Annotated in this window: 25 protein-coding genes and 2 pseudogenes; 14 read left to right on the top strand and 13 right to left on the bottom strand. The window is 58.3% G+C overall.

Annotation, left to right across the window (positions count from 1 at the left end; all coding sequences use genetic code 11):
- Positions 1–118 precede the first annotated feature (118 nt).
- From NKH16_RS13200 to NKH16_RS13190, 3 genes and pseudogenes are all read right to left on the bottom strand, one after another.
- On the bottom strand, positions 119–316 hold the full coding sequence (locus tag NKH16_RS13200; protein ID WP_352899797.1) for a hypothetical protein: 198 nt from the start codon (positions 314–316) through the stop codon (positions 119–121).
- Between the two features lie 194 nt (positions 317–510).
- Entirely contained in the window at positions 511–768 is a 258-nt protein-coding gene (locus NKH16_RS13195) for a hypothetical protein (protein WP_352899794.1), read from the bottom strand.
- Positions 769–981 (bottom strand): annotated as a pseudogene (locus tag NKH16_RS13190) (IS1 family transposase); the annotation flags it as partial.
- A 307-nt stretch (positions 982–1,288) separates the two neighbouring features.
- On the opposite strand from NKH16_RS13190, the gene NKH16_RS13185 reads away from it, so the two are divergent.
- The gene (locus NKH16_RS13185) at positions 1,289–1,573 is read left to right on the top strand and encodes a hypothetical protein (protein WP_352747604.1); all 285 of its coding nucleotides are present in this window, start codon (positions 1,289–1,291) and stop codon (positions 1,571–1,573) included.
- Positions 1,574–1,620: 47 nt separating this feature from the next.
- Here NKH16_RS13185 and NKH16_RS13180 read toward each other — a convergent pair whose 3' ends face one another.
- A complete protein-coding gene (locus tag NKH16_RS13180; RefSeq protein WP_352747601.1) occupies positions 1,621–2,346 on the bottom strand; it encodes a hypothetical protein in 726 nt (241 codons plus the stop codon).
- Between the two features lie 67 nt (positions 2,347–2,413).
- Entirely contained in the window at positions 2,414–2,794 is a 381-nt protein-coding gene (locus NKH16_RS13175; protein WP_352899790.1) for a hypothetical protein, read from the bottom strand.
- Positions 2,795–3,078: 284 nt separating this feature from the next.
- On the opposite strand from NKH16_RS13175, the pseudogene NKH16_RS13170 reads away from it, so the two are divergent.
- Positions 3,079–3,234, top strand: a pseudogene (locus NKH16_RS13170) (IS5 family transposase); the annotation flags it as partial.
- On the opposite strand, the gene NKH16_RS13165 reads toward NKH16_RS13170, so the two are convergent.
- Entirely contained in the window at positions 3,231–4,091 is an 861-nt protein-coding gene (locus NKH16_RS13165) for an ATP-dependent DNA ligase (protein WP_352747596.1), read from the bottom strand. The pseudogene NKH16_RS13170 and the gene NKH16_RS13165 sit on opposite strands and share 4 nt — an antisense overlap.
- A 398-nt stretch (positions 4,092–4,489) precedes the next feature.
- On the opposite strand from NKH16_RS13165, the gene NKH16_RS13160 reads away from it, so the two are divergent.
- Positions 4,490–4,684, top strand: coding sequence for a hypothetical protein (locus tag NKH16_RS13160; protein ID WP_352899788.1), 195 nt, complete (start codon positions 4,490–4,492; stop codon positions 4,682–4,684).
- Positions 4,685–5,021: 337 nt separating this feature from the next.
- Here NKH16_RS13160 and NKH16_RS13155 read toward each other — a convergent pair whose 3' ends face one another.
- The 4 genes from NKH16_RS13155 to NKH16_RS13140 form a co-directional block, all read right to left on the bottom strand.
- Positions 5,022–5,444 (bottom strand): hypothetical protein, encoded by a 423-nt coding sequence (locus NKH16_RS13155; protein WP_352899785.1) that lies wholly within the window; start codon positions 5,442–5,444, stop codon positions 5,022–5,024.
- Positions 5,445–6,466: 1,022 nt separating this feature from the next.
- Positions 6,467–6,661 carry a hypothetical protein gene (locus NKH16_RS13150; protein WP_352899783.1) on the bottom strand — a complete coding sequence of 65 codons (195 nt, stop codon included), beginning with the start codon at positions 6,659–6,661 and terminating at the stop codon, positions 6,467–6,469.
- 34 nt (positions 6,662–6,695) lie between these two features.
- Positions 6,696–6,941 (bottom strand): hypothetical protein, encoded by a 246-nt coding sequence (locus NKH16_RS13145; RefSeq protein WP_352747811.1) that lies wholly within the window; start codon positions 6,939–6,941, stop codon positions 6,696–6,698.
- A gap of 244 nt (positions 6,942–7,185) precedes the next feature.
- The gene (locus NKH16_RS13140; protein ID WP_352822386.1) at positions 7,186–7,347 is read right to left on the bottom strand and encodes a hypothetical protein; all 162 of its coding nucleotides are present in this window, start codon (positions 7,345–7,347) and stop codon (positions 7,186–7,188) included.
- A gap of 224 nt (positions 7,348–7,571) precedes the next feature.
- Between NKH16_RS13140 and NKH16_RS13135 the strand changes: the two genes are divergently transcribed.
- The 3 genes from NKH16_RS13135 to NKH16_RS13125 all read left to right on the top strand — a co-directional run bounded on the left by NKH16_RS13135 (position 7,572) and on the right by NKH16_RS13125 (position 10,120).
- The gene (locus tag NKH16_RS13135; RefSeq protein WP_029356805.1) at positions 7,572–8,243 is read left to right on the top strand and encodes a Crp/Fnr family transcriptional regulator; all 672 of its coding nucleotides are present in this window, start codon (positions 7,572–7,574) and stop codon (positions 8,241–8,243) included.
- A gap of 224 nt (positions 8,244–8,467) precedes the next feature.
- Positions 8,468–8,848: a DUF4062 domain-containing protein gene (locus tag NKH16_RS13130; protein WP_352750730.1), complete on the top strand. Its 381-nt coding sequence runs from the start codon at positions 8,468–8,470 to the stop codon at positions 8,846–8,848.
- Positions 8,849–9,148: 300 nt separating this feature from the next.
- Positions 9,149–10,120 (top strand): oxygenase MpaB family protein, encoded by a 972-nt coding sequence (locus NKH16_RS13125; RefSeq protein ID WP_352750728.1) that lies wholly within the window; start codon positions 9,149–9,151, stop codon positions 10,118–10,120.
- 622 nt (positions 10,121–10,742) lie between these two features.
- Here NKH16_RS13125 and NKH16_RS13115 read toward each other — a convergent pair.
- Together NKH16_RS13115 and NKH16_RS13110 are read right to left on the bottom strand one after the other, a co-directional pair.
- Positions 10,743–11,519 (bottom strand): SDR family NAD(P)-dependent oxidoreductase, encoded by a 777-nt coding sequence (locus NKH16_RS13115; RefSeq protein WP_352750727.1) that lies wholly within the window; start codon positions 11,517–11,519, stop codon positions 10,743–10,745.
- The gene (locus tag NKH16_RS13110) at positions 11,506–12,198 is read right to left on the bottom strand and encodes a GntR family transcriptional regulator (protein ID WP_352750726.1); all 693 of its coding nucleotides are present in this window, start codon (positions 12,196–12,198) and stop codon (positions 11,506–11,508) included. The genes NKH16_RS13115 and NKH16_RS13110 overlap by 14 nt, the downstream gene beginning before the upstream one ends.
- A 206-nt stretch (positions 12,199–12,404) precedes the next feature.
- Here NKH16_RS13110 and NKH16_RS13105 point away from each other — a divergent pair, with 206 nt between their 5' ends.
- The 5 genes from NKH16_RS13105 (at position 12,405) to NKH16_RS13085 (ending at position 17,898) form a co-directional block, all read left to right on the top strand.
- The gene (locus NKH16_RS13105; RefSeq protein WP_023680812.1) at positions 12,405–13,430 is read left to right on the top strand and encodes a sugar ABC transporter substrate-binding protein; all 1,026 of its coding nucleotides are present in this window, start codon (positions 12,405–12,407) and stop codon (positions 13,428–13,430) included.
- A gap of 133 nt (positions 13,431–13,563) precedes the next feature.
- Positions 13,564–14,604, top strand: a complete 1,041-nt coding sequence (locus NKH16_RS13100; RefSeq protein ID WP_352750725.1) for an ABC transporter permease — start codon at positions 13,564–13,566, stop codon at positions 14,602–14,604.
- The gene (locus tag NKH16_RS13095) at positions 14,601–15,572 is read left to right on the top strand and encodes an ABC transporter permease (protein ID WP_352750724.1); all 972 of its coding nucleotides are present in this window, start codon (positions 14,601–14,603) and stop codon (positions 15,570–15,572) included. Before NKH16_RS13100 ends, NKH16_RS13095 begins: the two co-directional genes overlap by 4 nt.
- A gap of 1 nt (position 15,573) precedes the next feature.
- A complete protein-coding gene (locus tag NKH16_RS13090; RefSeq protein ID WP_352899777.1) occupies positions 15,574–17,094 on the top strand; it encodes a sugar ABC transporter ATP-binding protein in 1,521 nt (506 codons plus the stop codon).
- 51 nt (positions 17,095–17,145) lie between these two features.
- Positions 17,146–17,898: a LysR family transcriptional regulator gene (locus NKH16_RS13085; protein WP_352899774.1), complete on the top strand. Its 753-nt coding sequence runs from the start codon at positions 17,146–17,148 to the stop codon at positions 17,896–17,898.
- 216 nt (positions 17,899–18,114) lie between these two features.
- Here the strand turns inward: NKH16_RS13085 and NKH16_RS13080 are convergent, their stop codons facing one another.
- A complete protein-coding gene (locus NKH16_RS13080; protein WP_023675598.1) occupies positions 18,115–18,510 on the bottom strand; it encodes a VOC family protein in 396 nt (131 codons plus the stop codon).
- A 238-nt stretch (positions 18,511–18,748) separates the two neighbouring features.
- Here NKH16_RS13080 and NKH16_RS13075 point away from each other — a divergent pair, with 238 nt between their 5' ends.
- The 3 genes from NKH16_RS13075 to NKH16_RS13065 all read left to right on the top strand — a co-directional run bounded on the left by NKH16_RS13075 (position 18,749) and on the right by NKH16_RS13065 (position 21,906).
- The gene (locus NKH16_RS13075) at positions 18,749–19,054 is read left to right on the top strand and encodes a ribbon-helix-helix domain-containing protein (RefSeq protein ID WP_023675597.1); all 306 of its coding nucleotides are present in this window, start codon (positions 18,749–18,751) and stop codon (positions 19,052–19,054) included.
- A 186-nt stretch (positions 19,055–19,240) separates the two neighbouring features.
- On the top strand, positions 19,241–19,714 hold the full coding sequence (locus NKH16_RS13070) for a hypothetical protein (RefSeq protein ID WP_352899769.1): 474 nt from the start codon (positions 19,241–19,243) through the stop codon (positions 19,712–19,714).
- Between the two features lie 104 nt (positions 19,715–19,818).
- Entirely contained in the window at positions 19,819–21,906 is a 2,088-nt protein-coding gene (locus tag NKH16_RS13065; RefSeq protein WP_352899767.1) for a sigma-54-dependent Fis family transcriptional regulator, read from the top strand.
- Positions 21,907–22,056: the final 150 nt, after the last annotated feature.

Here is a 22,056-nt window from a genome sequence, read left to right as displayed (position 1 = left end):
CGGCTTCCTCGCCGGTGGCAATGCGCATGACGCGACGGCGTTGCCAATCACGTTGGCGCGGGCGCTTCTGGCCTTTAGGTCCGGGCATTGCGCTATCGCCTCGTTCGTTTCCCAGGCCTCAACGCTCCATTTTGTCGATACGCTCGCTAACAGCCTTCACCGCTGCCGTATTTTCCCGAATTTCTTTGGCGATCTCTTTCGCGGCGTTTGCCATGACGATCCTTGAGCGGTTCGCCATCCAAAGCAGAAACGCCACAAGAATCAGGAATGGGATGCCAACGAGAAGTGCTCGCACTATTGCAGCTTGGTGGCTCATTTCGCTTTCTCCGAGTCGCAGGCCACGCCGTAGACGATCTGTCGTGGGTCAGTTTGAAATCTGCTGGAACGGTCTTGATACGCTCAAGCAATAGAAACAGATGCCACCGAGCACCGCGCCGAGCGTCCCGACCGTTGCGAGTGATCTCAAATGCCCGTCGAACGGCAGGGTCAAATACGAAACACAAACAATGATCAAAACCGCTGCCATAGTCCAGGTTCCTGGTTTGCGGCAATGGAGCGCGAGAAGACCAGGGCAGCAACAATTGCTGCCAGGTAAAGCGGCCAAGACACAATGAACCCCGCCGCAACGTAAACGGCAAACAACGAGAGTACCTCAGACGATTGCATGTCCGGCGACGGATTCGAAGAACCCAGCAAACTTCCAATCACGCCAAACACGTAGGACAATGTCACTCTTAGGGCGAGCTTGAATTTTTGCGTCGACGTCATTCAAACAGTCCGCTTCTTGTATGGCCCGCGTATAGTCGACTTCTCCGCTTCCTTCGCCTCGATAAGCGCTACAATATCACCTATTTCCCAAACCTTGCCAATCACACCCGTTGCCATCGCCGGGGTCATCCGCAGCGAGGCATGAATTCTCACAAAATTGTAGTACATGAAGTGGACTGCGACCGCGTTTGCGTGAGCCTCGACCTTTTTCGAAACGAGTCCTTCGCGTCAACGACGATAGGCTGGAATTGTTCGTGATGTGCGGAGCTTCTGCCATCGGTTCCCTCTTCAGCTGTGGACGCTAGCGATAATCGTGTTTCTCGGTAGTCACTAGCGTGTAGCTCTGTTGCAATCAGCTTTCGCAGGCGGAAATCGAGCGATCTCTGGTCGAGGGGAACGGCTTCAATTCGTCCAGATCGAACATTGAACTGTTTGGCCCGTGGCCCGATCACGAGCCTTTTTCGAAAACACGCGATGAAGGCCGATTGCACGTGCCCCATCTTCATTTGAGGCGACATAGTTGGGAGGCCCAACATACCAGCGCCAGATTGAGTTCGCGGCGGCACGCTTCCAGGTAAATTTCGACAAGTTGACTGGGCCGTTTCGGCTGTACCGGCAGTCGATGGTCGCGGGCATTAAACCCTTCTTCTCCATCGCTCTGGTGACCCTGGAGGCGCTGTGCTCGGTGAGCCACCCGGCATGTTCGCTGCTTGAAGCCTTAGTGCACCCTGCCAGAGATATGCTCGATATCAAAAATCCTATGGCCAATGCATTGCCTGCCAATGATCGCCGAGTGCCTTCCTGATTCTGTTTCATACCTGTCCCATCCCCTCACCCCGAAAGTGGTGCAGGCTAGATGCGGAGGCCGCGCGAAACAAGGGAGCGCGCCTGGCCGATCGATGCAGCGCGGGCCAGCCGCATCGCCTTCAATGCCAAATCGTAGGTCATCGGCTGGTCGCGCAGCCATGGGCCGAACTCGCCATGCGGCAATGACGCCTTGACCGCGAGCATCCTCTTGCCGAGCGCGATAAGGTCTTCGCGCCGGCGCTGACGCTTGGTGAAGCCCTGGCGGCCCTTTTCAGCCTCACTGGCATCAGCCTTGGCTATCCGGGATCGAATCGTCTCCTTTGCCGTTAGCGAGCTCTCCCTGAGACGCCGGAGGTGCACGTAAAGGATACCAGCTAGCGCATGCCCCTGATGAACGCGGCCGCGCAGCTCATTGACGATCGCTATGTATGCGCCGAGCGGGATCGCGTCGAAAACCTCGAGCACGGCGGCCATGCCCTGCTCCACCAGGTCCGGACAGGCCAACAGCAAGTCAGAGACGGCCGTCAGGCTGCTTTCTTCGATGAGCGCGTGATTGCCGCGGCCCTCAGCCAGGACACACAGGACCAACCGTGCATGCTCAGCGCCATGATTGTCGATCAGCCGGCGGATGGAGCCGACGGCGCGCGTCTGGCCTTCCTTTGGGTATCGGCTCTTGGGAATGATCTCGACTTCGAACTCGCCACAGAGGGCAGCAACGCGCGGGTCGACGGCGAGTGCTAATCCGCGGCTCCAGCCTTCTCGCGCAAGCATTCGGCGTCTCCGTTGTCATCGACGCGGGATGTTTGCCGAATGAACTGGACACCGCAAGATATGGTGCTCAGGTTTCTCGCCAGATCGCGCAAATGCCAGTAACGCCCCACTTGTTGCTCTTAACGCCTGACTGTGAGTAGAGCTTAAGCCCTCGTTGCTTAAGCGGCGGCGCCTTTAAAGTACGCGCTACGATGTAGTCCCAATCGAGATTTTTCGGATTTGGCTCATACTGTACTCTCGCTGCAAAGCGAGGGCCAAGCTTGGGTTTGAGATCATCGACCATGCATTCGATTGAAGAGGGCATCTTGCCCGCTGCGCGCATACGCCGAGCTTCTTCGTGGGACGCAAGTTGGTACTGCCACTGTCCCCCGGCCGATTGGCATCCAGCCGCAGCCAGGCAGGTCACCATCACCACGAGTAACGAACGCAAACAATTCAGTGCATTCATGAGCCTCCCCTATTCGCCAACAACAACTAATCAGACGCGAGTCGAGGTGGCAAGCTGGGGGTTCCGCTGGGCGGGGGAACGATGATCGGTAGCTGACGACGGGTGAGCGCCGCAACGGAGCAGAGTAGCGAGAGCCGTCCTTATCGCTATGTGCCCGCAATGCCTTGATCAGTTGCCGGCGCTGACATCGGAGGCCGAAGTCAATACTCATGCTTGACCGTCGGTCCAATCCTTCATAACTTCAGCTTTCGTCAGTCGACAACACCGTGAGCTGCAATGGCTCGTACATGCGCAACGGTCGTATAGAGCGCATGTTCAACAGGCTCAAACAGTTCCGACGCATTGCGACCCGGTACGATAAAACTCGAAAATGCTTCGGAGCCTTTCTTGCACTAGCTGCAGCAAAAATATGGCTGCCCTACTTTGTCAACAGGGCCTAGTCTTCATCCCAAAAATCCTGCAGCGAGGCGTGCCGAAGGTCTTGGTCGCCCCTGAGGTGCTTCACGCGGGCTTTGATCCCCGGCTTGACCCATTGCGTCGCTGGCCGCTTCATGCCCTTGGGCGGTGGCCCCGCATGTTCCTGGACCCGTTTCCATAGCCGCTCGCGGATCGCTCGGCTCGAATTGAAGAAAGCAGGTCCGACATATTTGCGCGTACCGATCTCGCCCATCAGGGCGAAGGCTGGCTTGCCCGCCTCGCGCTCGACGCCGAGCAGTTCATATTCGGCAACGGTGTAGCACTTCACTTTCAGCCAGTTGATCGACCGCCCGCTGCGATACTTACTGCGACGGCGCTTAGAGACCATCCCCTCCAGACCGGCCTGATCAAGTAGATGAAAGATAGCTTTGGCTTCCCCCGGAAGAGCTTCACTGAATTGGATGCGACTTGCCGCGGGGATCAAGCCAACCAGCAGTTCGCGCCGATGTTCAAGGGGCACGTCGCGTAGGTCATGACCGTTGAGGTGCAGGAGATCGAAGGCGACGAAATAGAGGTCATGTTGGCGACGGGTAATCGCCTTCCGCAAAGCAGCGTAATCGGCGAGACCAGCTTCATTCGGAACGATGATTTCTCCATCGATGATGGCGCTGTCGACGACAAGTCCTTTGGCCGTCTCGACCAGGTCGGGATACTTCATCGTCCAGTCCATTCCGTTGCGCGTGAAGATGCGCGTGCCGGCTTCGTCGATGATGAGCTGCGAGCGGTACCCATCGAATTTGACCTCGTGGATCCAGTCGCCTCCTTCCGGCGGCTTCTCCACCAACGTCGGCATCAACGGCTCTACAAACTGCAAAGGCATGAACGGCACTCACGAGACCGCCATTCAATCCTTCTGGTTATATTAGGTTCCAGAAATATACGGTGTGGGCAACAAATCCGCATCGACTGACGTTGCGGTGCCGTCGAGCTTGACCTCGTGAGAACAGTGTTCGCCCTCCGGTGGCTTTGAAACCAGCTTGGGCTCCATCGACGGAATGAACTCGAGGCCGCCCTTGCTACTCACTGGTTTACACGGAATCGAGTCTAGGCCCGATCGCACTGGCGACAGGGGAACGTACCATGATCATTTTATTAAATTAGAAATGATGCATGAAGGGGCGTATGATCCGGCCCCAGCTGCGGGCGAACGCTCTCAGCCGGTAGGCCCAGCGGCCAAATCGTCCCCCAAATGCCGTCGGGCTATCCCAACAGGTTATGATGGGTGACGACGTGAGACGGGATAAGCACAATCCGCCAACTATGAAGGGCAAAATCCACGGGTCGCCGGACAACGACGAACCGGGGCATTTGGAGTTCTGCCCAATTTGCGGCCAGACATTCGACAAGCGCAACCTTGTCGAAGTGCTGCATCATCACCTTCCCGAGCATGAGCCGTTCGCGACGGATCGGTGACGGAGGCCGAAGCCGCCTCGGTTTTCTCCGAGTGGATAAAAAGTCCCGCCGCACATGCCACGACGGCGGGACCCGATCAAGCGACTTGCACCAAGCTTAGGGACTTCGAGGGTTGGGCTGGTGCGCGCGATGTCACGCGTCCGCCAACCGGCGGTTTTAGTTCAGCGCCGGCGTCCGTCCCGGCCGGTCGAGGACGCCGCCACAGTAAGTCGGTGTGCAAGGCGCTACTTGGGCAATGAAGGGGTCAGGGGGGCACGCGAGCCACTTGCGGGCCCGGCGCATCGACCCAGCACCGGGGCTTTTTTGGGTTATCGGATGGTCCGCACCGCTGAGAGGATCAATTCGTCGAGATCGAACACTGAACTACTTGACCCGTTGCCTTGTCACGAACCTTTTTCGAAAACACGCGATGAAGGCCGATTGCGCGTGATTTAGCTTCACTGCTCGCAGCGTAATCGGGAGTGCCGACATGCATTACCCAGCGAATGTCTCTGGGGACAGGTTTCCACGTAACTTTTGATCCATAGGCCGCTTTGCCCGGAGCTGTACTATCGAACCGGCAGTCGATCGCTGCGGGCATCATGCCTTTCTTAGCCATTGCGTTGTTAACCCCGTCAAAATTTGAATTCGTAAGCCATCGATCCGCACCGCTAGTTGAAACTGTAGTGCACCCTGCCAGAGATATGCTCGATATCAAAAGCCCGATGGCCAATGCGCTGCCCACGGATGACCGCCGATTGCCTTCCTGATTCTGATTCATGCCCGCCCCCTGAGAAAGTAGTTCGGGCTCGATAGGACGTCGGCGGGAAACAGGGCAAGGCCCTTCCGTCCGAAATGTGTAGCGAAGGGGTGCAGGTGCAATGGCCGATCAACGCCGGCTCGACCACTCGAAGGCTATTGCAGAGCCGGGGGACTGGCTACCCACAGAAGCAGTGCAACGCCGATCCCGTAGGGAACCAGCACGCCCGCCAGCGCTACCCAAAAGCCGGGTCCGCCAGCACCGCCATTTCACTGCGTTCCATCACGCCTTTCCAAGGAGGGTGTGTTTTCTGCCTTCAGCCGCTGCTCCCGGAGCCGAGCCGTCTTTGCGTCTCGGGCCGCGCGCTCAATATCGATTAATGACCGTGCAGCATCTGACGTGCGCTGCTCTCTCTCATCTCTTTGTGTCCAAGTGGGCAAGCGGCGCTCTCCTATGCGAGGCCCGATCTGGGCGAATAGTGCTACTGATCGAACGATCGAACCATCGTCGCAGGCGGGTGTTCCACCAAAACAGCAAAAAAGCCCGCCGCACCTTTCGGCACGGCGGGGAGTGGGTCAGTTTGAAGTTTAAGCTTTGAATATCTCAGCTAAGACTTCGATCGCCCGCTCCGGAGGCAACTCCGGGTCCCAAGGATCAGCTTCAGAGATTGCCTCATGCTGGCGGTCGTCAATCTTGGGTCCCAAAACCTGATAATATACATCGCGAATAATTGGGAGAAATTTGGCCCGGAATTTGGCGAACCGCGTAACCGGGGCAGATTTCCGGGCGAAGGGGTTTGCAAGGCGAGCGCGTTCGTGATTCACCCTATGCGTGACGCTACCACCGACTGATTCGTTTGAAGGCTGTCGCTCGCGGAACCCCGCGGGTTGGTTACTGCGCTGATCGGCGAAGTGCGCGGTCCAAACATGGTTCGAAGTGGTCGATCGCAGGGCCACGTCGCACGGTGCAGAAGGCCATGCATCGTAGATTATGCGCAAACTGCTATCGCGCGCCTAGTCGGAACTCGCGCATCGAACAGTACATCACGTCTTCCGTCCCCAGCGGCGGCCTCCCCGCTCGCAATCCAAATAGACGTCTTTCAGCTGTTTGATTGGCATGTCAGCGTGAGCGAACGCGATGTCCTGAGCGTCAGAAGCCGACAATGAAGCCGGACTGATTGCGATCAGCACGGTGCCGAGCGTCACAGGCGCGAGGGACTTAACAACTGACATGATCATTTTGAGATCCTCCCCAGCTCCCGTCGGTCAACATTCAGTCCTTGGGGTCGCAGGTGTAGTGCCGTTCGAAGGTCCCGTCCGCGCGCCGCTGCTTGTCGAAGCCGATGTAAGGCTCGATCGCGCGCTCGTGGACCAGCCAAAGGGGATCTCGGCCGAGGCGTAGCCACTGCCGGCGGCCAACCGTTTCGGGATCGAGGCCGAAGCGATCCTGGTGCGCTCGATCGTCGTGCCGGCCGCGCCTGCCTCCGCATGACGGATGGCGCGGCTTCGCAAATCGCACATGATTTCGTCACGTGAGATGCCGATGTCGCCAAGGACGTCATCGGGTAAACGGCTCAACTGGTCCGTTGCCGACAAGAGAGCTTTTCGCTCGGCGCGGAGGCGTAACCACCTGCGAAATGGACCAATGGCGGCAGCATGAACTATAACCATGATCAGATCGTCCCTTCATTGATCTGAATTGACCGGTACGGAACGGCGCGAACGGCACTCCGGGCGAGAGCGTCAGCCGTCCGCGAGGCAAATTAGGCGTAGTGGTCGATGGATTGGTTTTGCCGCGGCGTGCCCATACGGCGGGCGGTGGCTGGCCCCGGGCCACGCATGTAATAAAGCTCCGGGCGGTAGCGCGGCGCGACGAATTTGCGAAACCCCACAGCAAGTTTTGTGACGGGAGCCAAGAATTTCATGACTGTTCCCTTTCCCTTCGCCGGCTTGCACACGAGCCGGCGGGCCTGACGTTGCAACAAGGATATGACAGTCGAACCAGGCTCGGCTGTGGGAATTCCCACACCGGGGAAAACATTGGCGAAATCCGCTCCCAGTTTGCATCCCGGAAAGCGGGGCCTGCGGCCATCAAATTTCCTTGGATAGGGAGTAAGGTGAAGTACACTTGATTGAACAAGAGACCGTTGTGACAGGCTCTCTGGCCTTCATCTCAAGACTTTGCGATGCCGACCTCGCCGCGCTGACCAAACGGTGGCACGAGCGCAGCTATCGACACAACGAGCTAATCATTTCCCACGGCGACACTGGTCGCGATGTCTTCTTCCTGCTGGAAGGACGGGCTCGCGTGACACTGGTTTCAGCGGACGGCAGGGAGATAGCGTATCGCGATGTCGAACCGGGTGACATTTTCGGGGAGCTCGGAGGCATTGACGGGATTGCACGCTCTGCCAGCGTAGTCGCGCTGGAGGCAACCCGCGCTGCACGGCTGTCCGGCACAGCATTCCGGGATATCGTGATGACCCACCCGACTTTTGCCTGGATGCTGCTTGAGCATCTGTCTGCCCAGCTCCGGCGCATGACAGAGCGGGTATTCGAATACAGCACTCTGGTCGTGCGAAAACGGCTGATCGTCGAGCTCCTGCATCGGGCGGAGAAAGCCGCACTCGTGGACGGCGAGGTGTCCATAAGCCCGGCACCGACGCATTCCGAGCTGGCGGCAACGATGAGCACGCACAGGGAAGCGGTCTCGCGCGAAATGAGCGACCTCGCCAAGAGAGGCCTGATCGAAAAGCGCGGCAGCAGGTTATTGCTGCATGACGTCTCGGCACTACGGGCGCTGGTCGACAAGAAGGAATAGCGAAGGCTGTCGCTGCGGCGGGGGGCACCGCACGTTTCATACTCCTCGGCCGCAAATGATTATTCCTTCCGGCAAACCGGGCAACCTAGCGTGCCAGCGCGCGGATCGGACTTTGATCGCTTCACCCCTTGCAAGAATCATGATTCGGCTTTTTGATGCGGGCACGGAACGTTATCCCCAGCCTGCTTGCAGACTTACAAGGGCGGATCGAAGGGTGAAGCCGCATGGACGTTGAATACCAAATCTTCGTCAGCTCGACCTACGCCGATTTGGTGGACGAAAGACGATCGGTCATCGAGTCCGTTCTTAACCTCGGGCATATTCCTGTGGGGATGGAGGCATTCCAAGCCAGCGACGACACTCAATGGGATTACATTAAGCGGCGCATCGATGACAGCGACTACTACGTACTCATCGTAGCAGAGCGGTACGGCTCAGAGTTGAAGGGTAAGAGCTACACCCAGATGGAGTACGAGTACGCCGTCGCCCAAGGCGTGTCTACCGGTGGCGTTTTTGCTCGAAGGCGGTGCTCGCAAGACGTGGGCCGCGGAAAAGGTCGAGTTCGAGAAAAAGGCCAAACTCGAGAGATTCCGAAAGCTGTATGAAAAGAAGCTCGTCAAATATTGCCGCAACAAGGACGATTTGGCGGGTAAGGTTGCGATGGCTATTAGACGTTATGACCGTGGTCTGAGCGGCGGCCCGCCCTTAGTCTTTCCAGCTGTTAAGCAAACGGGGGTTGCTCGGGAGTGCCGAGCCGAGCCCCAAGCGAAGAAAGGATCAAGCAGGGTTCATCGGCTTCGCGCGAGGATGATTTGGAACGACGGAAAGACCAAAGACGTTCGTGCATATTGCATCCGCTAGCCACAGGTCTAACGCTTGCTATTCTCAGTAGTCCGAGGCGTACCATGTTTCGCAACTCGGGCATCATTTCTCTGCCTCGCCCGCTTGAGCGTCGTGTGGACACTCTTGCCCAGTCGTTCATGCGCCAGCGGCTCGGATCTCAGATGGACTTCTCGACTCCGGAAGGCGAGCCGGCGCTGTTACCACCCAATTCCGTAACCTGGCGCATTTTCAAGAACCCTGTTGCGCTGTTCATCGGCGGGGTAACGGCGGTGCTGCTCGAATTGGCAGAGCCGCGGGTTCGCGACGCCATTTGGCAGCACAGCAGCTTCCGCTCCCTCGCGCTCCGACGATTGCAGCGTACGGGCCTCGCTGCTTTGGTCACGGTCTACGGCCCCCGATCCAAGGCTAAGGCCATGATTGAAGATGTGGTCAGGATGCATGGGCGCGTTTCGGGTCGAACCAGCGAAGGCGAGCCATACCACGCCACCGACCCGGAGCTGCTGGACTGGGTGCAAGCGACGGCCGAGTTTGGTTTCATGGATGCCTATCACACCTATGTGCATCGTCTGCATTTTTTCGAACGGGACGCGATGTTTGCTGAGGCTCGCCCCGTGGCGCTTCTCTATGGTGCGGTCGGCGCGCCCACGTCTCAGGCCGAGCTTTACGCGCTGTTCGACGTGATGAGGCAAAGACTCGTCGCGTCGCCGATCGTGTCGGAGTTCCTGGAGATCATGGAAGAAGTTCCCGCCTTGCCGGGAGTTGCTCGACCCCTTCAGCGGCCGCTTCTGAAGGCGGCCGTCGAGATCCTACCCCAATGGGTCCGCAAGCGGTTGGAACTCGGCGACCGCTGGACCTTGAAGCCGTGGGAGCGTGCTGTTGTGAAGACGACGGCTGCAATCTGCGACAGCACCGTGCTTCATTCATCACCAGCCGTCCAGTCGTGCCGCCGCCTCGGCCTTTCCGAGAGCTATCTCTATCGCCGAACGGCGTCCGAAAACCTACACAGAACCGGACAGTGTTCGTTCCTTGACTAAATGTCAGGCACGCGTCGTGCAGACGTTCAGCTTCTAGTTAACGCGTCTTGAAGGCACGAACTCGATAGCCCACTGGACGGCGGGGCGTGACGCAGGCCCGCCAAGCAGACGCGAACAAACTACCGGACGGCTGCCGGCAACGTGAAGCCGTCGTACCGTCAAAACCGGCATGGGCCGGCTCGTGGCCGGAGCCGCCGCCCGAGATGACCGTGTAGCCCTTCTCGGTGACTGTCAAAGTCACGATCCTGATCCGCGGGTCAAAGAGCGCCTCCAGCAGCTGAGCGGGGCCCTCCGGTGCGACAAGAATATGGCCGATAGAACCGACTATCCGAAGGCTCGTCTGTTCATCTTGACGACTGACAACTGTGTACAAACCATCTTGCGGAGCAAGCGCGTCCCGCGTGTCCGAACTCCGGGGGAGGCTGCAATGATGCCCCAATCGAGTTGTCCCGCGGCCAAGCAATCATCCGTATAGATTGCCTGATGGGCCCTTTGGAAGTTGCCGATACCGAGATGCACGATTCCGGGCGTCACACTCCGTCGATCGTACCGAGGAATTTGGACACCGGCCGATGCGAGCGCCAAATTGGCGTAAGAACGACGATTTTCCATTGTATGCAGCTCAATCGAAATGGAGACCACCGTTCATGTCGATAACCTCGCCCGTGATGAAACCGGCTCGAGGTGACGCGAGGAATGAAACGGTGTGGGCGACTTCTTGAGGTTCGCAAAATCGCCCGACCGGGATTTGAGCAAGCTGCGCCACGCGCTGTTCGTCGTTGAGCTGTTCGGAAACCATCGGCGACATTACGTAGGCAGGCGCAATTGCATTGGAGGTCACGCCCTGGCCAGCGGTCTCGCGGGCAATTGAAAAGGTCAGCCCGATCATCGCGCTCTTCGAAACTGAATACGCCGTCCCTGCGGTCAAGCCTCCGCTTTTGGCGGCATAGGAGGAGATATTGATCACCCGACCCCACCGTTTCGAGCGCATCCCTGGAAGAAATATCTGGGCGAGAAGGAATGCGGCTTCTACGTTGACTAAGTTGACCCTTCGCCATTCCTCGATCGAGGTATCTGCCATTTTGTGGTTCGACAGAATGCCAGCATTGTTGACCAAAATATCGACCGAACCGAAGTGCTGAAGAACCTTCTCCGCCGCCGCGCGCGTTGAACTCTCAACTGCCAGATCAACACCGACGGCAACGGCGCCATGCCCTATCCGCGACGCCAGGGCCTCTGCGGCCTCGGGGAGCAGATCCAGGACTGCTACTTGAGCGCCGGCGCGCGCCAGTTCGGCTGCGATTGAGGAGCCGATAGCGCCTGCGCCTCCAGTTACGACAGCGGTTTTTCCTTCTAGCGATTGCAAGCGGGACTCCGTTGCTTGGTCAGACGGCGGCATGGTGTGTCTCCGACGCATGCGCGTCGAAAAGGACAAAGATTTTATCGAGATGGGCGACCAATGCGGCTTCCGCACCGGGTCCGTCATTGGCATCCAGCGCATCCAGAATTGCCAAATGCTCCTGCAGCACCACCGCAAACCGTGCGGCATTGCCGGAGAAACGAATAAAGCGAGTCAGCTTGGCTTTAGCAGCGTGGATGGTCGTCCAAACTCCCGGTCGCTGCGCGAAAGACGCAAACAATTGGTGAAAATTCTCGTCATTGTCGTGAAATCCGTCAATATCGCCCTCAGCGATACTCCGTTCTTGAGCCGCCACCAGTGAACGCATTTCAGCGCTCATCGCTGGCGTCCAACGCGGCGCAACTTCGCGAAGAAGGCAAGTTTCCAGAGAACGGCGGACAAAATGGCTGTCTTGGATGCTGACGATATCAATTTGCGAAACAAAACTGCCGAGCTGCGGAAAGACACTTACAAGTCCGTCTTCGGCCAATCTTTGAATCGCTGCCCTCACAGGTGTGCGAGACACATTGAACTGGCGACACACCGCGTTTTCACTAATCGATTCGCCAGGCAAGAGCTTCGCACGCACGATTGCCTCGCGCAGGACGGAGTAAATTTGCTCACTCGCTGAACTGCGCCGGTTCAAAAACACGTCTAGTTCAGCCAATCCGGAAGACATGGCTTTCGCTCCATTCTGGTCGCAACGCGATATCGCGTTCCGCTCGCCTTCTTGCACAATGTCCTCGGAAAAATGCCATCAACAAAAAAGCAGTTGCACCTTGTATACAAGTGTACTAGAACTTCTGCGCTGAATGCAAGCCATTTGCGCTGGCGGTCTCGACAATTTTAAGCGGGAAGGCGGCGCTCTCAACGGGAGGAGTTTTGATGTCGAACTATTTGCGTCGCGTGCTCGCGATTGGACTGCTATCCGCAATAGGCGTGGGGTCCGCCTTCGCCGCTGGAGATTCAAAAATTGCGCTGGTTCCCGGAGGTCCGCACCCCTACTTCGCGGCGTGGGAGCAAGCTGGTAAGGATGCTGCCAAGGATTTTGGCCTGGCCGCAGCAGACTACAAGGTGCCGCAAAAGTGGGAACTCAGCCAGCAGAACCAGCTGCTCGAGAGCCTTTTGACCCAGGGTTACAACGGTTTTCTGATTTTCCCAGGTGACCCCGTCGGATCGGTCAGTACCGTCGACGAGCTCGTGTCCAATGGCGCGCCTGTCATCGGCGGCGCAGGGTGCTTCAAGGATCCTTCTTCAGCAACCTTCTGCCTCGGCACCGACACTGGCAATTCAGCATACATTGGAACCAAGGAGCTTTTGAAAACACTGACGGGCACCAAGAAGCGCATTGCTCATTTCACCGGCTTCCTTGTTGATCCGAATACCCAGCTTCGCATCGACGCCGTCAAAAAAGCGGCGGAGGAAGAAGGCGCAACGGTCGTCCAGGTCATCGCTGACATTGATGCGCCCGAACCAGCCGAGGAAAAGATTAATGCCTACCTGGCAGCTCACGCCAACGACGTCGATGGCATCATCACGACCGCTTGGGTCCCTGCGGTTGTAGCCTCGAACGCAGTCCGAAAGATCGGCGACAAGCGGATCAAGATGGTAGCCATTGATCACGATCAAGTTGTGTTGAAGGCGATCAAGGATGGCTTTGTGAATGGCACAATGCTGCAGAATCCGTATGGCCAAGGCTATATCGGCACTTTCGTTCTCGACAAGCTTCGTTCGGGTTGCGCGGTCAAGACCGATGCGCCTTTTAAGAAGAATGCCCTCACTGACAAGTTCATCGACTCGGGAACCGTCTATGTCGCGGCCGACAAAATCGATACTTATGTTGACGCCATGCGCGACACGACCAAGAAGCTCTTTGAAACCTTCCAGGCGACTTATCTGACCTGCAAGTAACGAGACTTCCGCCAATGCCGCCGGGCTGCGTTCAAGCAGACCCGGCGGTCGTCCAATCAAATTGCACGGTGTCTGTCGTGACCTAGAGCCAGGCCTGATAAGATGGCGGCCTAGCCATTGAAGGTGCGAAACCATGTCTTATTCAGATGTGCCGGCGAAGGGTCCCAGTGGCGACATCGTCGGCAAGCCGCGCAGAAATGCCACCGACACACGATTCTATCTGACCAATGAGTTCGGGCTCATTGCCCTGATTGTGATCTTCGCTCTGGCCTTCAAATTCACAACAGAGGGTTTCTTTTCGGCCTTCAATTTGTTCACCCTCGGTCGTATCGCAGCCGTCAACATCATGATCGGCTTGGCCATGATGGTCGTCGTTATAACTGGGGGGTTGAACCTTGCTGTAGGGGCGATCGGCGTTTGTGCCGCAATGACTTGCGGCTATCTCATTGAGGTGGTCGGGCTTCCATGGCCACTCGCAATTCTCTCAGCCGTGGCCCTTGGCGCCTTGCTGGGCTTTATCAACGGATGGACTTCCGTTCGCACAGGATTGCACAGCTTCATCATCACGCTCGCTACAATGAGCATTTTCTTCGGCGTGATGATTTTCCTGACGCGTGCAGAATCCTATCGCGCTCTGCCACCCGTCTTTGCAGCGTTCGGACGCATCAAGCTGTTGGGTTTTTTCTCTCCGCTCCTCCTGGTCAGCCTCATGGCTGCATTGCTTCTAGGATATCTTTATAATTTGACGGCGGTTGGGCGGGAGATGCTGGCTGCTGGCGCCAAGCCCGAAGCGGCGGAGATGTCCGGCATAAATGTCGGGCGCATCTTCATATACTGCCACATGCTGTCTGGCGCGCTCGCCGCCTGTGCGGCTCTGATGCTAGTCGCACGCAATGGAGCGGCGATCCCATCAATGGCGGGACAACTCGGACAAGACTGGCTGCTCATCGCGTTCCTTGGTCCTGTGTTGGGGGGAACGCTTCTGGCGGGCGGTAAGGCATCGGTGCTGGGGACGTGCCTGGGTGCGTTTCTGGTGACGATGCTGACTAGTGGTTTGCTTCTATTACAGCTGGGCGATTTCTGGATTCAGAGCTTTTTGGGTCTGCTTTTGCTGGCTGCGGTATTGATGGACAAAACACGCCGAACCTTTCTGGCCCGGAGGAACATGGCATGAACGGCTCCTTGGCCAACGCCGTGCGGAGCGACTGGTTTGGGCCGCTGCTGGTTACGATCGTCGCCGTTGCGATCGTGGGGGGCTTCAACCCATCATTCCTGTCGCCATTGAATATTCAGGTGCTGCTGCTCGCAATTGCAGTAAATGGCCTGATCGCCTTTTCGCAAATGCTCATCATCGCTATCGGTCAGATGAATTTGTCTGTCGGGGCTATCGGCGGTCTTTGCGCTATTGTTTTCGCCGGCATGATGGACGCGTGGCACGTGCCCGCATCCCTTGCCGCCTTAACCGCGCTGTCGCTCGGGGTCATATGCGGCGTAATAAACGGATTTCTGATCGCCCGAACTGGCATTTCGGCGTTCGTAATTACCCTCGCCAGCCTGTCCGTTTACAAGGGCATCAATTTGGGCATCACACATGCCCAACCCTTTTATGATATCTCAGACGGCGTGAAATCCATCGGACAGGGCGCGATCTTCGGGATCATTCCTTGGTTGATGCTCCCGACCATGGCTGTCGGGCTAGCCTTGTGGTTGATGCTTAATCGGCAACCCATAGGGCGGTTTATTTTGGCGGTCGGCGGCAATCAACATGCCGCAGAATTGTCGGGAATATCGATTGCAAATACAGTTGTCATCGCGCACGCCCTTTCGGGGTTTCTTGCAGCGCTTGCCGGTCTTCTCCTCGTTGCCCGTTTACAAATGGGTCAACCGACGATCGGCGACGACTGGCTAATCTTGTCTTTTGCCGCGCCCGTGATCGGCGGCGCGGTCTTGGCCGGCGGACACGTCAGCGTGCCCGCTACGCTGCTCGGGGTGGTGATCGTTGCAATAATCACACAAGCCCTAGTGCTTTTCGACATCGACCCATTCCTCGTGCAGGTCGTGCTGGGCGCAATGATCTTGGCGGCAGTCGGCGCCAATCGTTTTCGCGAAAGTCGTTTGTCACGAAATCTCAAGAGGCTCTGAAATGGCGAGCGAGATAGCGTTCCAGGCTCTGGGCATTGAGAAGTCCTTTCCAGGCGTAAAGGCCCTGAAGGGCGTTTCCCTGACACTTAAAACCCATTCCATACATGCTTTGCTCGGCGAAAACGGCGCAGGGAAGTCAACGCTTATCAAGATCATTACCGGTGTTCACCACCCCGATGCCGGCCGCCTCGTCCTGGAGGGCCAAGAGGTTCATTTCGCCTCGCCGCGCGAGGCCATCGCTCATCGTGTTGGCGTCGTACATCAAGAACGGAATCTTATCCCGAGGTTTTCTGTTGCGGAAAATATCCATCTCGAGCAACTTGGCGCTTCGTTGCTAAAGCCGGTGGACTATGCCGACTTGAACAAGCAGGCAGCGCGTTGGCTTGAGGCCCTCGGCCTAGACATCGACCCAAGAACCCCGGTATCGCGCCTTAGCGTCGCTAAGATGCAGCTGGTCGAAATCGCCAAGGCCTTGTCTCTGCGCTCGCGAGTGCTTCTCCTGGATGAACCAACCGCATCACTTACCTCGAGTGAAACTGATCTATTATTCTCGTTTTTGCGAAAGCTGCGAGACCAAGGGGCCAGCCTGCTATTTGTCAGCCATAAGCTGGAAGAAGCGCAGGAGCTTTGCGACAGCGTCACAGTGCTGAGGGATGGGTCGAATGCCTGTGAAAGCCGGCCAATGGAGGGCCTGGGGCGGCAAGACATTGTCCGATTGATGATCGGCCGGGCCGAGGGTGAAGGCGGCTGGCGGGAGCGCAACTCGACTGGGGCTCCTCCGGCCATGGAGCTCAAGAACATTGAAACATCTTTAGGCCATGTGGACGTCAATCTGCATGTCCGAAAAGGGGAGATTGTGGGCCTCTATGGCCTCGTGGGCGCCGGAAGGACCGAGCTTGCAAAATGCATCCTGGGTCAGTTTCCGCTGACGGCTGGTACCGTCGAGATCGACGGGAAGCCGGTTAAGATCAGGTCGGTCGGCGAAGCTATCCACACGCATCGTGTGGGATACGTCAGCGAAGATCGAAAGGGCGAAGGTCTGGTCTTGATGCATTCGGTGCTGGCAAATGCTGGAATTGCAGTGTGGCGCCCCCTTTCGGCACTTCTCGGATTTCTCACCGACCGCCTCGTGCGACACAAGGTAACGCCATACATCGAGAAGCTTGAGGTGAAAACACCGAGCCTCGCGCAGACGGTGGCCAACCTTTCGGGTGGCAATCAGCAGAAAATCAGCGTCGCCAAATGGCTGGCGGCAGGCGTCAAGATCTTGCTGGTTGACGAGCCGTCAGTCGGCATCGACATCAAGACCAAGGCTTACCTGCACGATTTGCTGCGCGAACTCGCCGACAACGGCACTGCTATTTTGCTGATCACGAGCGACATGCCCGAAATGATCCTGCTCGCTGACAGGATTCTGGTCATGAACGACTACCGGCTTCAGGGCCAGTTAATCAATGACGGATCCTATGCCGGCATGAGCGAGGGCATCATGAATCTGATCCACAGGTCTGAGGCCGCCTAAGCTCCTCACGCGCTACAGCCACGGTCGCAAGGAGTTTTTCATTTCTGCAAAATGGATATCGGCTGGGACGATCTAAGGTTGTTTCTCGACGTTGCGCGGCTGGGTGGCTTGAGCGCAGCGACGGGAACCACGCGCCTCAGCGCAGCCACCCTTGGACGACGCGTCACCGCGCTCGAAAAGCAGATCGGCGAACCTCTATTCGTGCGCCAGCAGACCGGCTACCGGCTGACCCCGGTCGGCGAGGAACTGCTGCGGCGCGCCGAAGACGTCGAGGCGGCAATGCAGTCGCTGACCCGCTGGCGCGAGGGAAACCTGCCCGACCGCATTGTCCGCGTCTCGGCCGGGCCATGGACCTCGGCCTTCGTTTCCGCCCATATCGGCGAGATCTGGACGGTCGATGACGGCATAAGGGTAGAGCTTGTCACCACCACCGACCGGGTCGACATCGGCCGCCGTGCCGCCGACATCGGCATCCGCAGCGAGCGCCCGACCGAGCAGTGGCTGGCCGGCCGTCAGAGCGGCAAGGTCGCCCACGCCATTTATTCCGGACGTCACCTGATCAACGGCACCGCCGCCGGATTGTTCGTCGGCGTCACCGGTGAAGGCGCAAACATTGCCTCGGCGCGCTGGCTGCAAGCCCATCACGGCGACCGCATCGCCGTACGCGCCAACAACACCCATTCGGTGCGCGAACTGGTGGCCGCCGGCGCCGGCCTTTCGGTCTTTCCGTGCTTCGTCGGTGACGGCGATCCGCGGCTGGTTCGCGTTGCTCAGCCTATCCCCGAACTTGAAACCGACCAATAGATCGTCACCCATCACGAGGAACGTCACTCCCCGCCGGTACGGAAAGTCGCCGACCGGATCGCCGCCTTGATGCGGGCGCACCAGCCGCTGTTTCGCGGCGAGACGCCGATCCGGTAAGCCTCAGGCAGATCGGCCGCCAGTGGAGCCGCACGCTGGCACTCATGCCCTGGCCGACAGCCAAGTCAGATTGCACTGCCACATGCGGCGCGCAACGCCCTATTGGTAGCGGCCGTGGCGCTGCAGCACTTCGATCTGGTAACCGTCGGGGTCGCTCACGAAAAAGAACCGCGCAAGCAGCTCGCCTTCGTGGTTGAACTCGACAATTTTTCGCGGATTGAAACCTGCCGCCGCCAAGCGCTTGTGTTCTGTCTCGATATCGTCGACGCAAAGAGCCATGTGGCCATAGCCGTCACCAAGCGCGTAGGGCTCTTCCCTGCCCTTGTTGATCGTCAGTTCAAGCTCGAAATCGGCTTCCGCATTGTGCAGATAAACCAATGTGAACGTGACGAAATCCAACCGGTCCGCAACATCGAATCCGAATGCCCTTCTGTAGAAACTGACCGACAGGCTCTCGTCCACCACCCGGATCATGGAATGAATTGCTTTCGCCAAAGGAGCCTCCAGTCTGCCGCGTGGTCTCGGTAACGCGCCTACCGTGGTCCATTGGTTGCAAAAAGGGGTGGCAGCCGGTTACCACGTCGAGAAATTGGCTTAAAGCTGGTCTACGCACTAAGGTCCGATTGTAGTCACTGCAAATTGAGCGGAAAATGCGCGTCGGGTTGGTATCATCCCGGCGGATGGGCGCAGAAACCGCGCTTTCGCACAAAGCCATCAAACGGGAGGTCTTCGCATGTGTAAGGTCTTTGCCGGGCAGGATCCGGAAGGGTATCGGCTGGTCAATCGCTCCATTCGAATAGGTGGCCATTCAACGAGCATCCAGCTTGAGGCCACTTTTTGGACGCTGTTGGACGAGATCGCCCATGGACAGGGGATGACGGCGCCGAAATTCCTCTCGACGCTTTACGATGAAGCACTGGAGATCAACGGGCATATCCCGAACTTTGCCTCCATGCTGCGCACCACGTGCGCGCTCTATCTGCGCGACAGGCAACCACTCGACAGCGAACCCTCGGAATTCACGAACAAGGCAGCCTGACCCGCGGGCATTTATTCAAAATGTCGGGGTACCGGAAATCCCGTGTAGCAGCCGCCTGCTACCAGCGACCCAAATTTTGGCGCTATGTGATATGAATGGCGAACTTCACCGAGGCGTTGTAGAGTTCACCACAAAAGAAGAAATGAGCCGTATCAACGGCAATGCTGAGCGAATCTGGGAGGATTCATGGTCGAGATTATCTCCAAGCGGGATGGCCCGCGGCGCGAGGACGTACAAGTCAAAAGACTGATCGAGCAGAACCGTTCGACCATCGTTCGCCTTGCCGACCAGATCAGCGGCGGCGGCTATTCGGCGTCCAGGAAACCACGCCAGCAACCGAAGGCGGAAGGCCTGATCATCCATGTTGGTGGCGGCGCGGTGCCTGTGCCCGAAGCCAGGCCGTCCATCCAGGTCACCATGAACGGCCGCGTGGTCTCGAAAGATCAGAACACAGGCCGCCAACTTCATCATATCGGTGATATCCGCAATCGGAGTGGGGGACAGATCTTCGTCCTGGCAACGAAGCAGAATGGCTTTTTCTCGCCGGTCGACGAAACCGTCGCCGAGGCGCTTGCCGACCTGGACGGGTCCCGCCTTGCCGCCACCTACACCGAAGAACAGCTTGCCGCCGACATCGGCGCGAAACTCGGCATCGACTGACCGTGCAGACGCCTGGGCGTGCTTGTGCACGTCCAATCCGCGTCAGAATACGAACGCGACAGCATACAGAAATGGCATACCTCAAAAGGTTCTGTGATGGCTGAATGAAACGCGAGATAGGCCCCAATCAGATGAAGATCGATGCTGTTCCGGCGCGTGCGTCGCTGGCCGCCGGGCAAATGGTTCTGAGCAACATCGACTATGACGAGCGCGCTACCATGCGCGCCTGGGAAACTTTTCTGGCCGACGAGCCCAAATGTGCCCGCGGTCCAATCCACCCCAACCACGTCCGCTCTCTCATTCACGATTCCTGGTATCGCAGCGCCACCGGCGGCATCAACGCTCAAGGTATTGAAGCGCCGCTGAGCAGTGATCGCGACGAGATCGAATATCTGACCCGCGCCAATGCCGAACTGCTTTCAGCGGCGCGGCGGTCGTTCGCCTCCCTTGGCCAGCTGCTGGATGGGACGGGCGCGATGCTGGTTCTGGCCGACAGCGACGGCGTGCTGATCGACGCCATCGGCGACAAGAAGACGCTGCATGACGGCATGGATATCCACCTCGCCATCGGCGGCAAATGGAACGAGGATGCCGTCGGAACCAACGGCATCGGCACGGCGCTGTGGACCGGAGAGCCGACTTTCGTCCATGCGGCCGAGCATTTCTGCGCCGGCATCAAATCCTGGACTTGCGCTGGCGCGCCGATCCGCGATCCGCTCGACGGCAAGATCATCGGCGTCGTCGACCTGTCAGGCTATTCGCCGATCTTCCGGCCGCACAACACCGCGCTCGTTGCCGCCACAGCCCGGCAAATCGAAAAGGCCTTGGCCGAACAGCAGCAGGAACAGCGCACGCGCCTGCTCGAAGCCTTCATTTCCTCGGCTCCCAGCTACCGCCGAAAAGACGGGCTGGTGATCGTCGACCATCGCGGCCGCGCCATCTTCTGCAACAATGTGCCCGACGGCGAGACCACAGAAATGATGGACGGTCCGATGGAACCTGGTCGTGGCCGTTGGCTGATGAACCTTCCGTCGTCCGGGTCGGACGCCGACCTCGCCAAGGCGCTGCCGGCACATCTGCGATCCTGCCACATCACGCCACTCAAGCTCGACGGCGACCTCCGCGGCGCGGCACTGGTGTTCCCGTCCGTGCCGACAGTCTCCAGCGTGACGGTGGTCCGTAGGGAAGCGAGCAAGCACCTTCAGGATGCTGTCGCCATGATCGTTGGCAAGAGTGAGGCGCTGCTGGCCGCCGTTGAAATCGCCTGTCGTGTCGCTCAATCGAACAGCGCGGCTTCGTTATTGGTCGAAGGTGAGACGGGAGTTGGAAAGGAGCTGTTTGCCCGGCTCGTCCATGCAGGCAGCCGGCGCGCGGCGAACGATCCGTTCATCGCGATGAATTGCGGGGCGATCACCAAGGATCTTTTTGGCAGCGAATTGTTCGGCCATGTCGCCGGCGCCTTTACCGGCGCCTCGCGGGACGGCAAGCCAGGTGTTTTCGAGCTCGCCAACGGCGGCGTCCTCAGTCTCGACGAGATCGGCGAATTGCCTCTCGAGATCCAGCCGTTTCTGCTGCGCGTCCTGGAAGAGCGCGTGGTCAACCGCATTGGCGACAGCCGGGGTCGCCCAGTGGATGTGCGCATGGTCGCCTCGACCAATCGCGATCTCAAGCAGGAAGTTGCCGCCGGCCGCTTCCGCCGCGATCTCTATTATCGAATTGGTGCGGTCTCGATCACGGTCCCGCCGCTGCGCGAGCGCGGTGAGGATGTGCTGCTGCTGATCGAACATTTCAACCGGCAGATCGCCGCCACAGCAGGCGAGGACCCGCTGGAATTCTCGCACGAAGCGCTCGAGGCCCTGCTCGCCTACCATTGGCCGGGCAATGTGCGGGAACTGAAGAACCTCGTTGGGCGGCTGCACATCTTGGCGCGCGGCGGCACCGTTGAGCTTCAGGATCTTCCCGGGGAAATCAGTGCGGGCAATCGCAACAATATGACCATGCACGGCGATCATCCCGCTGCCATGCTCGCAGCACCGGTGTGCACATTCGAGGATGCAGAATGCCAGGTCATCAAGAACGCGCTCGCCGCAGAGGGTGGCAATCTCAGCAAGGTCGCGCTGAGGCTCGGTATTTCGCGGCCGACGCTCTATCGCAAGCTCGGACAATATGGCATCCGACGCGGCTTCCTCTAGACCCAATCGCGCCGACACAAAAAACCCGCGGCATTCGCGCCGCGGGGTTGGGGAAGTTCGTCGCCTAGAGCGGCGGACTTTCATGTGAGTCCATACCCTGCGGCTGCGAAGTAATTTCTGCATTCTGTTGGAGAGAAGAGATTGCAGATA

Source organism: Mesorhizobium sp. M1307 (genome assembly GCF_040318155.1).
Lineage (GTDB): Bacteria > Pseudomonadota > Alphaproteobacteria > Rhizobiales > Rhizobiaceae > Mesorhizobium.
This window is presented reverse-complemented; position numbering and strand designations above follow the sequence as displayed.